The following is a 14,884-nucleotide window of genomic DNA, read 5'->3' on the forward strand; positions in this document are numbered from 1 at the left end:
TGATGTGGATCAAGTGCGGAGAAATTTGATGCAAGACGTCGTTGTGCCTAACGTCAAGGAATGCGTGAATTGCCCGATCAGGCATCGCGCTGTTTGTGCACGCTGTGACACAGAAGAATTGGCGCTTCTTGAGGATATAAAATACTATCGCAGCTTCTCTGCGGGTCAAACGATCATGTGGTCGGGGGACCGCATGGATTTCGTCGCCTCCGTGGTCTCCGGTGTGGCCTCCCTGACCCAAACGATGGAAGACGGGCGCACACAGATGGTCGGTCTGCTGTTGCCATCGGACTTTGTCGGGCGCCCGGGTCGCGAAATTGCGACTTATACCGTGACTGCGACAAGCGACCTTGTCATGTGTTGTTTCAGACGCAAACCCTTTGAGCAGATGATCTCATCGACGCCCCATGTGGCGCATCGCCTGCTTGAGATGACCCTGGATGAACTGGATGCCGCGCGCGAGTGGATGCTTGTGCTGGGACGCAAGACAGCGCGCGAAAAAATCGCCAGCCTGCTTGCGATTATTGCCCGGCGCGATGCAATTCTGTCCAAGAATACGGAATCCAACAGCCTTGTCTTTGATCTGCCGCTGACCCGTGAGGCCATGTCTGATTATCTGGGCCTGACGCTGGAAACCGTCAGCCGACAGATGTCGGCGCTCAAAAAGGACGGTGTCGTCGTGCTTGAGGGCAAGCGGCGCATCGTGGTGCCCGATATGGACCGCCTCATGGAAGAGGCGGGGGATGACAGCGATGGCGGTATCCTGAGCTGACATGCGCTCGGGTCGCGAGGGCTAGTGTGCCATCATGACCGGCACCTTGCTGTGCTCCAGCATGTCGCGGGTGGCACCACCCAGAACGGCTTCGCGGAAACGTGAGTGACCGTATCCGCCCATAACCAGCAGATCGGACCCGGTTTCCGTCACATATTGCGAAAGCCGCTCGCTGACCTTCAACCCTGCGCGCGTCATCACATTGATGTCGCACTTTATACCATGGCGCGACAAATAGACGGCGAGCGCGCCACCGGGATCAGAGCGCTCCGGCCCGGTTTCGGGCGGGTCGATGATGGCAATGTGAATGTGCTTGGCTTTTTGCAGGTAGGGAATCGCCGCCTTGATGGCGCGCAGGGCTTCGGTGCTTTCGTTCCACCCGATCACGATGCTTTGGGGTTTTGCCACGGCTGCGCCTTCGGGGACGACCACCGTCGGGCAATCGGCCTCAAACAGGAAGCCTTCGAGAATACTGCAATCATCTGTTTGTGTCGGTTTGCCGTAGGGCAGGCCTACAATCGCAAGATCTGCAAAGCGGGCCTGCGTGGCCACTGTCCGCCCCAGACTGGCGATTGGCGCGACGCTGTTCAGAACATCCCAGCGCAACATGGAGTTTTGCAGATATGCGCGCACTGCGGCTTGAATTTGCTCCGCGGATTCATGCGCCGTCTCGATCGCGGCATGCATCACCACCGCGTTTGATCCGATTTCAAAATAGGTGTTCGGTGTGCGGTCGACCCCGACACAAAGCACCTCAAGATGCGCGTCCTGTGCTTCGGCGGTTGCGGCTGAAAATGCCAGCGCCGGTGAGGTTTCATCAAAGGCAGTAAGCGCAGTGAAGATGGATTTATAAGCCATGTTCCGCTCCTTTTTGGCCATGGAACACGGCTATCCTAACGGGGCTGAACGAGGTTTCCTTGATCCGCATCATTTAAAATCTCGACTCGTGTTGATGCAGATCAAAGTATTCAAACCGCCGACGGGCAAGAACACTCCTCATGACTGATGAGATTTGTGCGGGCGGACTCCGTCTGCACATAGCCGAGACGGAAGGGATACCGGAGTATGAATACCGGAACACTGAATTACCTAAAGTTGGTGGCGCTGGGGCTCGTTACACTGTTTGCGATGATCGCAGCCAGCTATGCGCGCGATCTGGCCTACCAGCTTCATATGATTATCTTTATGCTTGTGGCAGGCGGCCTGTTTCTGGTCACGCTGCGCAGGACGGATGAACCTGTCACGCCCATCGCCAAAGATGAGTATTTCGACAGCGTTGTCCGTGCAGGCGTGATTGCAACGGCCTTTTGGGGTGTTGTGGGCTTCTTGGTGGGCGTCGTGATTGCCTTCCAACTGGCCTTTCCAAGCCTCAATTTCGAATGGGCCGAGGGATATGCCAACTTCGGACGGCTGCGGCCCTTGCACACCTCTGCGGTGATTTTCGCCTTTGGGGGTAACGCATTGATCGCCAGTTCGTTCTTCATCGTGCAGCGGACGTCGGCGGCGCGGCTTTGGGGCGGTAATCTGGGGTGGTTCGTCTTTTGGGGCTATCAGTTGTTCATCGTTCTTGCCGCGACCGGGTATCTGCTGGGCGGCACACAATCCAAGGAATATGCGGAACCAGAATGGTATGTTGATATCTGGCTGACAGTCGTCTGGCTTGCCTTCCTGGCCTGTTTCCTCGGCACGATCATCCGCCGCAAAGAGCCACATATCTACGTGGCAAACTGGTTCCTGCTGGCCTTTATCGTGACCGTTGCGATGCTGCATGTGGTCAACAACATCTCGATCCCCGTGTCGATCTGGGGCTCCAAGTCCGTGCAGGTCTTTTCGGGCGTTCAGGATGCGATGGTGCAGTGGTGGTACGGCCACAACGCGGTTGGCTTCTTTCTGACCGCCGGGTTCCTCGGCATGATGTACTACTTCGTGCCCAAACAGGCTGAACGGCCTGTGTTCAGCTACAAGCTGTCGATCATCCACTTCTGGGCGCTGATCTTCCTGTATATCTGGGCGGGTCCACACCACTTGCATTATACCGCTTTGCCTGATTGGGCGGCGACACTGGGCATGGTCTTTTCGATCATCCTGTGGATGCCAAGCTGGGGTGGCATGATCAATGGTCTGATGACGCTGCAAGGCGCCTGGGACAAGCTGCGCACCGATCCGGTTCTGCGGATGATGGTGACGTCGCTGGCCTTTTACGGCATGTCCACCTTCGAGGGTCCGATGATGTCGATCCGCGCGGTGAACTCGCTGTCGCATTACACCGACTGGACCATTGGGCACGTGCACTCCGGTGCGCTTGGCTGGAACGGGCTGATCACTTTCGGCGCGCTTTACTACCTCGTGCCGGTGCTGTGGAAGCGCGAGCGTCTTTATTCGCTGTCACTGGTCAGCTGGCACTTCTGGCTCGCCACCATCGGCATTGTGCTCTACGCGGCGTCCATGTGGGTGACCGGAATCATGGAAGGCCTGATGTGGCGTGAAGTGGATGCCAACGGCTTCCTCGTGAACTCTTTCGCCGACACCGTCAGCGCCAAGTTCCCGATGTATGTGGTCCGTGGTCTGGGTGGGGTTCTGTTCCTCGGCGGCGCACTGATCATGTGTTACAACCTTTGGATGACTGTGAAGGCTGCGCCCGCCAAGGCGCCGCTCGGCACAGCTGTCCCTGCTGAATAAGGAGGGATCAATACATGTCGATCCTCGCAAAACACAAGTTCATTGAAACCAATGCAACACTGTTGCTGGTGCTGAGCTTCCTTGTGGTTACAATCGGGGGGCTGGTGCAGATCACCCCCCTGTTCTACCTCGAAAACACCATCGAAAAGGTTGAAGGCATGCGGCCCTATTCGCCGCTGGAACTGACGGGCCGTGACATCTACATCCGCGAAGGGTGCTATGTCTGCCACAGCCAGATGATCCGCCCGATGCGCGACGAAGTCGAGCGCTACGGGCATTATTCGCTGGCGGCGGAATCCATGTACGACCATCCGTTCCAATGGGGTTCCAAGCGGACCGGGCCGGATCTGGCGCGTGTTGGCGGTCGCTATTCGGATGACTGGCACATTGATCACCTGCGCGACCCACAGTCGGTTGTGCCTGAATCGATCATGCCGAAGTATGGCTTTCTCGAAGAGACGCTGATCGAGCCGGATTATGTGGCCGAACTGATGTCGACACATAGGTTCGTGGGCGTGCCTTATACCGATGAGATGATCGCGGCGGCAAATGCGGATTTCCGCGCGCAGGCCGATCCGGACAGCGACTATGACGAAATGCTGGAACGCTACCCGGGGGCGCAGGTGCGCAACTTTGACGGGGCGCCCGGTATCTCCGAGGCCGATGCGCTGATCGCCTATTTACAAATGCTGGGCACGCTGGTCGATTTCTCGACCTTCACCCCAGATGCAAGCCGCTAGGGAGGGGAAAAGATGGAAACCTATTCTTTCCTGCGTGAATTCGCCGATAGCTGGATGCTCTTGTTATTGTTTTGCATTTTCGTTGGCATCTGGTTCTGGGTCGCACGACCCGGGTCCAACAAGCTGCATGACGAAGCCAAAACGATGATCTTCCGAAATGATGAACGACCCGCCCCGCAAGAGGAGGCACAAAAATGACCAAAGTCCCCCCGAAACAAGAAGGTGATCCCAACACCACCGGCCACAGCTGGGACGGGATCGAGGAATTCGACAACCCGATGCCGCGGTGGTGGCTCTGGTGCTTCTATCTGACCATCATCTGGGGTGTCGGCTATACGATTGCCTATCCCGCATGGCCACTGGTGTCGTCCGCAACGTCGGGCTTGCTCGGCTATTCCACACGCGGGGAAGTCGCCGAGGAAATCGCGGCGGTCGAAGTGGCAAACGAAGGCATCAACATGCGTCTGGCATCTGTCGAATTGACCGAGATCGCCAATGATGCGGAGCTGAACTCCTACGCCACATCTGCCGGGGCTGCGGTTTACCGTACGTGGTGCACGCAGTGTCACGGTTCCGGTGCCGCCGGTTTTGTGGGCTATCCCAACCTGCTGGATGACGACTGGCTTTGGGGCGGTGATATTGAGAACATTCACGCCACCATCTCGCACGGTATCCGCAATGAGGATGATGACGATGCACGCTATTCGGAAATGCCCGCCTTTGGCGACATTCTCGAACCAGAAGAAATCACATCCGTGGTCAACTATGTGATGGACCTGTCTGGCGCGACGCCGCTTGATGCATCCCAGGTCAGTGCCGGAGCAGAGGTTTATCTGGACAACTGCAGCGCCTGCCACGGCGAAGAAGGCCTTGGAGATCGCGATCAGGGTGCCCCGAACCTTGCGGATGCGATCTGGCTTTATGGCGGCGACTACGACACCCTGATGGAGACTGTGACCTACAGTCGCTATGGCGTCATGCCACCTTGGACACAGCGTCTTTCTGAGGCTGAAATCCGGGCAGTCTCCGTCTATGTGCACCAGCTGGGCGGCGGCGAGTAACCTAACGCCACGTCACGAAAAAGCGGGCGCGGTTTTGATGCAAATCAAGGCCGCGCCTTATGCAATCAGACTAGGTTGATCGTGACCGCAACCCGGAGTGAACCGCTTTGTCCGACCAGACAACACCACCCAGCCTATACGCCGCCCGCGAGCCGATTTTTCCGCGCCGGGTTTCGGGTCCGTTTCGCAATTTCAAATGGATCGTCCTGATCGTTACGCTGGGCATCTATTACGTCGTGCCGTGGATCAGGTGGGACCGGGGACCGGATTTGCCAAATCAGGCGGTCTTGCTGGATCTGGCAAACCGCCGGTTCTACTTTTTCTGGATCGATATCTGGAGCCATGAATTCTATTTCGTGGCCGGTCTGTTGATCATGGCGGGTCTTGGGTTGTTCCTGTTCACCTCGGCGCTGGGGCGTGTGTGGTGTGGCTATGCCTGCCCGCAGACCGTCTGGACCGACCTGTTCATTCTGGTGGAACGCTGGATCGAAGGGGACCGCAACGCGCGGCTGCGTCTGCATCGCCAGGAAAAGATGGATGCGCGCAAGCTGCGGCTCAGGCTGACGAAATGGACGGTCTGGCTGTTCATAGCTGTTGCGACCGGTGGGGCTTGGGTGTTCTACTTTGCCGATGCGCCGACGCTTCTTGTCGATCTGTTCACGGGGCAGGCGGCGGCTGTGGCCTATATCACGGTGGCGATCCTGACCGCGACAACCTTTGTTTTCGGTGGGTTCGCGCGCGAACAAATCTGCATTTACGCCTGCCCATGGCCGCGCATTCAGGGCGCGATGATGGATGAGGATACGTTGACCGTTGCCTATCGGCCATGGCGCGGGGAGCCGCGCAAGCACTCCGAAGAAGTCAAGGCGGGCGAGCCGATGGGTGACTGCATCGACTGCATGGCTTGCGTGAACGTCTGCCCTGTGGGGATCGACATTCGCGACGGGCAGCAGATGGAATGCATCACCTGCGCGCTTTGCATTGATGCCTGCGACGACGTCATGGCCAAGATCGGCAAGCCGCGCGGATTGATTGACTACCTTGCCCTGTCGGATGAGAAACTGGAGCGCGCGGGCAATCCGCCACGGCCGGTCTGGAAACACATTTTCCGCCCGCGGACCCTGATTTACACCGCGCTTTGGGGTGGTGTTGGTGTGGCTTTGCTTGTGGCGCTCTTTATCCGGGCGGACATCGAAGTCACCGTCGCACCGGTGCGCAACCCCACATTTGTCACCATGTCTGACGGATCCATCCGCAACACATATGACATCCGCCTGCGCAACAAGAACAACGAAGAGCGGCTGTTCCGAATTGCCGTGCAAGGTGATCCGGCTGTGCGCATCCAGCTGGAAGGCACGCCCTACGGGTCGGTTTCCGTCGGCGCGGATGCCTCACACCTTCAGCGGGTCTATGTCATCGCGCCGCCAAACTCGGCACCGGCAGAAGGCGATCACACCGATCTGCGGTTCTGGATCGAGGACCTCACCAATGGTGATCGCGCCTACAAAGACAGTAACTTCACAGGGAAGGGTACAAACCAATGACCAAGGAATTGACCGGACGCCACGTCGCGTTCATCTTATGCAGTGCATTTTTCGTGATCATCACTGTCAACCTGACCCTGGCGTTCAACGCCGTGAGCACGTTCCCCGGCCTTGAGGTCAAGAACTCTTACGTGGCCAGCCAAAGCTTTGACAAAGACCGCGAAGTCCAGCAGTCGCTTGGCTGGTCTGTGCGTGCCGATGCGCGGGGGGGGCAGGTCTTGTTGTCCGTCACGGATGCAGCCGGCCAGCCCGTAGAGGTCGCGACACTGGACGCAACCCTTGGGCGCGCCACGCATGTCAAAGACGATTCCACGCCGGATTTCAAATTCGACGGCAAACGCTACGTGGCACCGGCCGATCTGGCGCCGGGAAACTGGAACATCCGCATGTCGGCCACATCCGCTGACGGCCGGGTATTTCGCCAGCGCGTGATCCTGCATGTTCCAAAGGCGCGTTCATGACGGCAACGGCCACAAATGGCCCTGCGAGCTGCCCCGGTTGTCTTTCGGCACCTGCCGCGCGCGCTGAAGTGCCGTTGCCGGATGCGCAGCTGGCCCTGTCCTTGCCGACAATCCATTGCCAGGCTTGTATTTCAAAGGTTGAAAACAGCCTGACGGCCCATGCTGGTGTGCGTGCGGCGCGCGTCAACCTGACACGCAAACGCGTGATGATTGATGCCGCTCCGGGTGTGACGGCGCAGGAGCTTGCCGATCTGGTCATGGCCGCGGGTTTTGAAGCGCATGAGCTTGATCTGGGCGCGCTCTCGCAGACGCAGACCGATGCCGCCAGTCGTGATATCCTCATGCGCCTTGCGGTTGCCGGCTTTGCCGCCATGAATGTGATGTTGTTATCGGTCGCGGTCTGGTCGGGGGCCACGGATGCAACGCGGGACATGTTCCATTGGATATCTGCAGCGATCACCCTGCCGGCCCTTGCCTTTTCCGCCCAGCCGTTTTTCCGGAACGCATGGGCGGCGCTGCGGGCGGGGCGGCTCAATATGGATGTGCCGATCACATTGGCCATTGTGCTGGCGGTCGTAACATCCCTTTGGGAAACCGGGCTTTCCGGCAAGCACGCCTATTTTGACGCCGCGCTGACGCTGGTCTTCTTTTTGCTGGCGGGTCGCTGGTTGGACTCGCGTGCGCGCTCTGCCGCACGCTCTGCCGCCGAAGAACTGACCGCGCTCGAAGTGCCCCGGGCCTTCCGAATTCAAAACGGTGAAACCAGCGAAATTGCCGTGAGCGCGCTGCGTCTCGGGGATCATGTGCTGGTGCGCCCCGGTGCGCGCGCGCCCGTGGATGGCGTTGTGATTGACGGCACATCCGAGGTCGACCGCTCTGCCCTGACCGGTGAGGCAATGCCGGTCATGCGCACGGTCGGTGACCCGATGAGCACAGGCGAGGTGAACCTGACAGGGCCATTGACACTTGAGGCCACAGCGGTGGGCACGGACACATCCCTGCACCAACTCGCCGCCCTTGTCGCCGTCGCCGAAAGCGGGCGGTCCCGCTACACATCACTGGCGGATCGCGCCGCCAAGCTTTATGCGCCGGGGGTTCATATCCTGTCCGCCCTCGCATTTCTGGGCTGGCTCTTGTGGTCGGGCGACATGCGTGTGTCACTGAATATTGCGGCAGCGGTACTGATTATCACCTGCCCCTGCGCGCTCGGTCTTGCGGTGCCGGCAGTTACAACTGCGGCATCCGGGCGGCTGTTTCGAAAGGGTCTCCTGATCAAGAATGCCACCGCTCTCGAACGTCTGGCAGAGGTGGATACGGTCGTCTTTGACAAAACCGGCACGGTGACGCTGGGCATGCCGCGCGCCACGAATTGGCATGATCTGACGCAGGATCAACAATCGCTGGCCTATGCGCTGGCGCGGGGATCATCACACCCTCTGGCGCAGGCAATCGTGACCGCTGCGCAGGATGATGATACGGCTGAGATCGCGCTTTCAAATCTGACGGAGCAACCGGGATTTGGCACGCAAGCGCATTATGCGGACAGGCCTGTTCGTCTGGGACGTCCTGAGTGGATCGGGGCGCTGGTTGAAACCGATGGTTTGTGCACGGCATTGGATACCGGCGAGGGCGCGCCGATCATCCTGCGGTTCGAAGACCGTCCCCGCCCCGGTGCCGCTGATCTGATGGCTGCGCTGAAACGGCAGGGAATGCGGGTAATCTTGCTGTCTGGCGATCGTCAGGCACCTGTTGCCCAAACGGCGGCACATCTGGGAATGCCGGATTTTGCAGCCGAAATGCTGCCCGCTGACAAGGTTGCATTCGTCCAGCGCCTGACCGATGAGGGCCAACGGGTCTTGATGATCGGCGATGGTTTGAATGATACCGGCGCTTTGGCGGCGGCACATGTGTCAATCAGTCCGGCGCAGGCTCTGGATGCAGCACGCGCTGCCTCTGATATCGTGCTGCTCGGTCAGGATCTGATGCCCGTGGCCGATGCGGTTGCAACGGCGCGGCTGGCAACCAAGCGCATCCGGGAGAACTTTCAAATCGCAACGGTGTACAACATCGTCGCGGTGCCGCTTGCTGTCGCCGGTCTGGCCACGCCGCTGATCGCGGCCTTGGCGATGTCGACGTCGTCGCTAACGGTATCGGTCAATGCTCTGCGGATCAGGGGGCGCGGATGAACGTCCTGGCATATCTGATCCCCATTTCCCTGATACTCGGAGGCCTTGGGCTGGCCGGGTTCTTATATACGTTGCGCAGCCGTCAATACGAAGACCCCGAAGGTGACAGCCGCCGCATTCTAAGTGATGAATGGGACGATAAGCCGAAAAGCGATTAGAGCGTCTGACGGAATACCTGAAACATCACGTATCATGTAGCGCGTTGAAATTCTTGATTTCAGGCAGCGTTATGTGATTCAGTTTTTCCGTATGACGCTTTAGCTTTTTAAAATCGTCACGAAGGGTTTTGTGCCGATCATAACCCGTGGTTGCCCGCCGCAGTTTTGCGCCGGGAGGTGACAAGCGGTTTGCCAAGGGCTCAGGATGGCCCCACCGTTTTGCATGTGATGTTGCGCGCCTGAAGGCGACGGCATGCAAGATCTGCGGAGTCTTCGGTCATACCGAGGAAGTTGGCGTCAAACCCACTCGACCGCCGCACAACCTTGCGCAATGTGCCATCCAGCGTCTCCATCTCTGTGAGCGCGGTCGTCAACAACGCGCGTTCGGCAAGATATCGGCTGCCAAACTGCCCGACATTCACACCCCATTGCCGCCCGCCTGATGTCGACAGTCGTGTGACGACTTCGGTTTCCGCTGACTGGTCCAGCGAGGCGTTGATCAGGTCCGTGGGGCGCATGGCAGGCCTGATCGACACGGGTGCGACCCCGCCGATCGGGACCGCAGAACCTGTTGACGGGGTTTCCTGTGCTTCGATCAGGGCCGATTTGATATCGCTGTTCAGTATTCCCGTGGTGCTTGCGATGCTTGCTGTCGACGTCTTTGCCTGCTCAACTGCGGCGATTATGTCCTCCGCATTGACCGGGCTTTCCACCGCAGCGACAAGCGGCCGGATCTGTGGGCGCAAACTGGCCGTCATGATCGTCGCGTCCCGTGTCCCCTGATGTCGTGTCGCAAAATAGGACGGCTTTTTGGGCTTGCGCACGGTTGCCCTGCTTGGCGCGCGTTTGAAGCCCATGTCGAGCAGCTCCGCAACCCGCTTGTTGCGCGCAATTGTCGAGGTGCCGCCGAAAACGGTTGCAATAATGCGTTCCTGACCACGCTCGGCGGAGGCAACGAGATTGAAGCCCGCCGCACGCGTGTATCCTGTTTTGATACCATCCGCTCCGCGGTAGGCTGCCAGAAGGCGGCGGTTCGTGTTTGCAACATCCCTGACCCCGGCATGGGTCGACCGACGAGAAAACAGATTGTAATATTCGGGGTAATCATAAAGCACATGACGCCCCAATAGCGACATATCGCGCGCGGTGGACATATGCCCACTTTCCGTCAGACCATGCGCGTTCTTGAACGTTGTGCGGGTCATCCCCAGTTCTTTCGCGGTTCGGTTCATGCGCCGCGCAAAGGCCGCCTCTGAGCCTTCGAGTGCTTCACCGATGGCGGTCGCCGCATCATTGGCGGATTTGATCGCAGCGGCCCGTATCAGGTAGCGAAAGGCGATGCGCTGGCCTGATTTCAGCCCCAGTTTTGAAGGAGGTTCCGCAGCGGCAAAGCGGGAAATCTTGACCTTGGTATCAAGCGAAATCTCCCCGTTTTCAACAGCTTGAAAAGCGATGTAGAGCGTCATCATCTTGGTCAAGGATGCAGGGTGCAAACGCGTATCTGCGTTGCGGGAATGTAAAACCTCGCCCGTCCGCGCATCCATCACAAACGCCGCATAGGGGGCGGCTGCTGCGGTGAGAGGTAAGATAACGAGCATCCACAGTACCGCGAATGCATATAGCCCATACCGGGCCGGCCAGGTGCGCCGAACCTTCATGATAACCGCCTTTTTTCTGCCTCATGTCGCCGAATTTTTTCGGCTGACTTTATTGGCGCTGACGCTAACACAGCTTTTGGTTTCAATAAACCATTGAATTAAAGAGAATGTGTTAAGCTTCGATGAAGCTTAAACTTGATGCAAATTAAGCGCAGGCATCAGCCGGTTTCGTCAAAGGCGAGCGCAATTCTGCCCAAAATCGCTGCGCAGCCGTTGAGTCACCGGCACAGCGGTGCGATTTCCCGGATCGTGTAGCGCCGATGCGCGCCGCAGTCACATCGACCTTGGCAATGGGCGGAATTTTCCACTCGGCCTTGCCCCTTTTCTAAACGCGCAGACAAGTTATATAACCTGTTCAAGGACTCACCACACCCGCCAATATCAGGAGCAGCAATGCACCGAGATTTACACATGATGTCTGACCGTTCGGAAGATGATGGGGATACCTCCATCCTGACCGCAACGAAACCGAAAACGAAGCGCCCGCCGCTTTACAAGGTTTTGTTGTTGAACGATGATTTCACGCCCATGGAGTTTGTGGTGCATGTGCTTGAGCGTTTCTTTGGTCTCAATCATGCGCAGGCGTTCGAGATCATGCTGACGGTGCATAAAAAAGGCGTCGCGGTCGTGGGTGTCTTCAGTCACGAAATCGCCGAAACGAAAGTCGCGCAAGTGATGGATTTTGCGCGTCGCCACCAGCATCCGCTGCAGTGCACAATGGAAAAAGAAGAGTAAGCAGGTGATCGACGCCCGTCTGGTGCTGGCGCTGAGCGAGGGTGGTCTGGTGCTGCCTGACGCCGGCCAAATCACGGTTGTTAAGCCGCCGCTTGACGCGCGACTTATGGAACTGCCGCGTGATCGGACGTGCATTGTCGAGGGATTCAAACCGGCCCATGAGGCGTGGAAAGCGCGCGGATACCCCTGTGAGGCGGAGTTTGGCGGATCACATGCCACCACCATCATCTGTCTGCCGCGCGCCAAGAAAGATGCGCGCGCCTTGATTGCGCAAGCTATGGCGCCGGGCGCGGAAATGGTCATCATTGACGGTCAAAAAACCGACGGTATCGACAGCATTCTGCGGGACATGCGCAAGCGTGTGGAGGTTTCCGCGCCGATCTCCAAGGCCCATGGCAAGCTTTTCTGGTGTATGGCACCGGATGCGGAACTTTTTGAAGACTGGCGGGATGGGCCGGCCTTGACCGAGGGTGGGTTCTGGACCGCGCCTGGTGTTTTTTCGGCGGATGCGATTGATCCGGCCTCCGCCCTGCTGGTGGATGCGCTGCCGGATAAACTGGGGCATGAGGTTGCTGACCTTGGCGCGGGGTGGGGGTTTTTGTCTGCCCATATCTTGACCCGTGCGGATGTCGAAGCGGTGCACCTCGTGGAGGCGGAGCATATGGCGCTCGAATGCGCACGGCGAAATGTCACTGACCCGCGCGCTGTCTTCCACTGGGCCGATGCCACCGCGTGGACGCCCGGGCGCAAAGTGGATGCCGTGGTGATGAACCCGCCGTTTCATACATCCCGCACGGCTGATCCCGCATTGGGGCAGGCGTTTGTGCGGGCAGCGGCGGCGATGCTCAAGCCGCAGGGGCAGCTCTGGATGGTGGCAAACCGTCATTTGCCCTACGAGCAATGCCTGCAAGACAGCTTTGCAAATTGCTTTGAAATTGGTGGTGATACGCGCTTTAAACTGTTCCATGCAGCGCGCCCCAAACGACAGGTCCGGCGCTAGGCTGGCTATCCCGAAAGGAGACTCATGTCTTTTTCCATCAGTGGCAAAACGGCGATCGTAACAGGCGCGGCGAACGGCATCGGTTTGGCGATCGCCCGGCAATTTGCAGATCGTGGCGCGAATGTGATGTGTGCCGATATCGACGAAAGGAGGCTCGCCGAAGAGTGGGGCGATCTGTCCGAAGACAGTAATCTGCGTTACTTCGGCGGTGATTTGCGCCAGCGTCTGACAATCGCCAATCTGGTTTCGGCGACGATTGATAGCTTTGACCGGGTCGATATTCTGGTCAACGCATCGCGGCAGGTGCTTGAAACGGATGCGCTGGACTTTGAGGACACATCGGTTTCGATTTTGCTGGAACAGAACCTTATGACAGCACTGCATCTGACACAACAGGTCGCGAAAAGGATGATAAAGCAGGGGGTTGACCAGCCAGAGGGTCAATGTGGATCAATCATCAATCTCAGTTCAATTACCGCCCGCACCACGCGCCCGGAGTTGATGGGCTATTCCATCGCCTCTGCCGCGCTTGAGCAGATGACCCGCTCCATGGCGCTGGTTCTGGCGCCTGAGCGCATCCGCGTGAATGCCATCGCCTTCGGGTCGGTGATGAGTGCATCGCTGAAAACCTCGATGAGCGAACATAGTGAGTGGCGCGATGAAATTCGCAATCAAACGCCGCTGGCGCGCATTGCGGGCCCGGCTGAACTGTCTGATGCTGTCCAGTTTCTTGCGGCAGAGAGTTCAAGCTTCATGACCGGGGAAGTCATGACGGTCGACGGCGGGCGCAGCCTGCTGGATGCGGTCGCGGTGCCGGCGCACTGACAATTGCGCTTGGAATGCCGTGGAAAAGCGGTTTAGAGATGGTGTCAGGATAAACTGACACATTAGGCTGCACTATGACCACAGACTACGATACGGAAAAAACACGCGCCTCTGCCTGGTTTCGTGACCTGCGCGATCAGATCGTAGCAGCTTTTGAAGAGCTGGAGCGGGATCACGCGACAGGCCCTCTCAGCGATGGAGAGGCGGCCGTTTTCGATGTAAGTGAAACCAAACGCCAGAGCGATGATGGTTCTGACGCCGGTGGTGGTTTGATGAGCGTGATGCGCGGCGGTCGTGTGTTCGAGAAGGTCGGCGTGAATATATCCACCGTCTACGGCACCCTTGGCACCCGCGCGCAATCCGCGATGGCGGCGCGCAAGGGCATTCCGGGGATGAAGGATGATCCGCGCTTCTGGGCCTCTGGCATCAGCCTTGTCGCGCATATGCAAAATCCGCATGTGCCTGCGGTACATATGAACACGCGGATGTTCTGGACGCCCCATGCGTGGTGGTTCGGGGGTGGCTCCGATTTGAACCCTTGCATCGAATACGACGAGGACACCGCCCATTTTCACGCCCAGCAACAGGAAAAACTGGACCCACATGGGGCAGAGCTCTACCCGCGGCTGAAAGAATGGGCGGATGAGTATTTCTATATCCCGCACCGCAATCGGGCGCGCGGCGTGGGCGGGATTTTCATGGATGATCACTGCACGAACGATTGGGAACGGGACTTTGCCCTGACCCAGGACATCGGGCGCGCGTTCCTACCTGCCTATGTGCCACTGGTGCGCAAACGTCGGACGCAAGACTGGACGGACGCGGACAAGGATGCGCAACTGGTGCATCGCGGCCTCTATGCCGAATACAACCTGGTTTATGATCGTGGTACCAAGTTTGGATTGGAGACAGGCCACGACGCGAATGCCGTATTGATGAGCCTGCCGCCCTTGGCAAAATGGGTGTGATGCAGTGAAACTGCCCCGGCGCGATGCCCTTTAGGGATCGCGCCGGGGAGTGAGATACATGGGCTAAAGCGTCATTCCAAAAATCCTAACCACGTAA

General features: G+C 58.4%; 15 protein-coding genes. 13 read left to right on the top strand and 2 right to left on the bottom strand.

The window, feature by feature from the left end; genetic code table 11:
* The first annotated feature begins 28 nt into the window (after nucleotides 1-28).
* Nucleotides 29-772 (top strand): transcriptional regulator FnrL, encoded by a 744-nt coding sequence (gene fnrL / locus RD1_RS05850; RefSeq protein WP_011567534.1) that lies wholly within the window; start codon nucleotides 29-31, stop codon nucleotides 770-772.
* A 21-nt stretch (nucleotides 773-793) separates the two neighbouring features.
* Here the strand turns inward: fnrL and RD1_RS05855 are convergent, their stop codons facing one another.
* The gene (locus tag RD1_RS05855; RefSeq protein ID WP_011567535.1) at nucleotides 794-1,630 is read right to left on the bottom strand and encodes a universal stress protein; all 837 of its coding nucleotides are present in this window, start codon (nucleotides 1,628-1,630) and stop codon (nucleotides 794-796) included.
* Between the two features lie 207 nt (nucleotides 1,631-1,837).
* Between RD1_RS05855 and ccoN the strand changes: the two genes are divergently transcribed.
* From ccoN to ccoS, 8 genes are all read left to right on the top strand, one after another.
* Nucleotides 1,838-3,451 (top strand): cytochrome-c oxidase, cbb3-type subunit I, encoded by a 1,614-nt coding sequence (gene ccoN, locus RD1_RS05860; RefSeq protein WP_011567536.1) that lies wholly within the window; start codon nucleotides 1,838-1,840, stop codon nucleotides 3,449-3,451.
* A gap of 14 nt (nucleotides 3,452-3,465) precedes the next feature.
* Nucleotides 3,466-4,191 carry a cytochrome-c oxidase, cbb3-type subunit II gene (gene ccoO, locus RD1_RS05865; protein ID WP_011567537.1) on the top strand — a complete coding sequence of 242 codons (726 nt, stop codon included), beginning with the start codon at nucleotides 3,466-3,468 and terminating at the stop codon, nucleotides 4,189-4,191.
* 12 nt (nucleotides 4,192-4,203) lie between these two features.
* A complete protein-coding gene (locus RD1_RS05870; RefSeq protein WP_011567538.1) occupies nucleotides 4,204-4,389 on the top strand; it encodes a cbb3-type cytochrome c oxidase subunit 3 in 186 nt (61 codons plus the stop codon).
* Entirely contained in the window at nucleotides 4,386-5,252 is an 867-nt protein-coding gene (ccoP, locus tag RD1_RS05875) for a cytochrome-c oxidase, cbb3-type subunit III (RefSeq protein WP_011567539.1), read from the top strand. Before RD1_RS05870 ends, ccoP begins: the two co-directional genes overlap by 4 nt.
* Before the next feature lie 107 nt (nucleotides 5,253-5,359).
* Nucleotides 5,360-6,796: a cytochrome c oxidase accessory protein CcoG gene (ccoG, locus tag RD1_RS05880; protein ID WP_011567540.1), complete on the top strand. Its 1,437-nt coding sequence runs from the start codon at nucleotides 5,360-5,362 to the stop codon at nucleotides 6,794-6,796.
* On the top strand, nucleotides 6,793-7,257 hold the full coding sequence (locus RD1_RS05885; protein ID WP_011567541.1) for a FixH family protein: 465 nt from the start codon (nucleotides 6,793-6,795) through the stop codon (nucleotides 7,255-7,257). Before ccoG ends, RD1_RS05885 begins: the two co-directional genes overlap by 4 nt.
* Entirely contained in the window at nucleotides 7,254-9,443 is a 2,190-nt protein-coding gene (locus tag RD1_RS05890) for a heavy metal translocating P-type ATPase (RefSeq protein WP_011567542.1), read from the top strand. Before RD1_RS05885 ends, RD1_RS05890 begins: the two co-directional genes overlap by 4 nt.
* A complete protein-coding gene (gene ccoS, locus RD1_RS05895; RefSeq protein ID WP_011567543.1) occupies nucleotides 9,440-9,601 on the top strand; it encodes a cbb3-type cytochrome oxidase assembly protein CcoS in 162 nt (53 codons plus the stop codon). Before RD1_RS05890 ends, ccoS begins: the two co-directional genes overlap by 4 nt.
* 200 nt (nucleotides 9,602-9,801) lie before the next feature.
* On the opposite strand, the gene RD1_RS05900 is transcribed toward ccoS, so the two are convergent.
* On the bottom strand, nucleotides 9,802-11,259 hold the full coding sequence (locus RD1_RS05900) for a D-alanyl-D-alanine carboxypeptidase family protein (protein ID WP_011567544.1): 1,458 nt from the start codon (nucleotides 11,257-11,259) through the stop codon (nucleotides 9,802-9,804).
* A 393-nt stretch (nucleotides 11,260-11,652) separates the two neighbouring features.
* Here RD1_RS05900 and clpS point away from each other — a divergent pair, with 393 nt between their 5' ends.
* The 4 genes from clpS (at nucleotide 11,653) to hemF (ending at nucleotide 14,787) form a co-directional block, all read left to right on the top strand.
* Complete coding sequence (clpS, locus tag RD1_RS05905; protein WP_011567545.1) at nucleotides 11,653-11,994, top strand: ATP-dependent Clp protease adapter ClpS; 342 nt, start codon at nucleotides 11,653-11,655, stop codon at nucleotides 11,992-11,994.
* 4 nt (nucleotides 11,995-11,998) lie between these two features.
* Complete coding sequence (locus RD1_RS05910; protein WP_044032975.1) at nucleotides 11,999-12,994, top strand: class I SAM-dependent methyltransferase; 996 nt, start codon at nucleotides 11,999-12,001, stop codon at nucleotides 12,992-12,994.
* 24 nt (nucleotides 12,995-13,018) lie between these two features.
* Nucleotides 13,019-13,819, top strand: a complete 801-nt coding sequence (locus RD1_RS05915; protein WP_011567547.1) for an SDR family NAD(P)-dependent oxidoreductase — start codon at nucleotides 13,019-13,021, stop codon at nucleotides 13,817-13,819.
* Between the two features lie 74 nt (nucleotides 13,820-13,893).
* Complete coding sequence (hemF, locus tag RD1_RS05920) at nucleotides 13,894-14,787, top strand: oxygen-dependent coproporphyrinogen oxidase (protein ID WP_011567548.1); 894 nt, start codon at nucleotides 13,894-13,896, stop codon at nucleotides 14,785-14,787.
* The last annotated feature ends 97 nt before the right edge of the window (nucleotides 14,788-14,884 follow it).

Source organism: Roseobacter denitrificans OCh 114 (genome assembly GCF_000014045.1).
GTDB classification, from domain to species: domain Bacteria; phylum Pseudomonadota; class Alphaproteobacteria; order Rhodobacterales; family Rhodobacteraceae; genus Roseobacter; species Roseobacter denitrificans.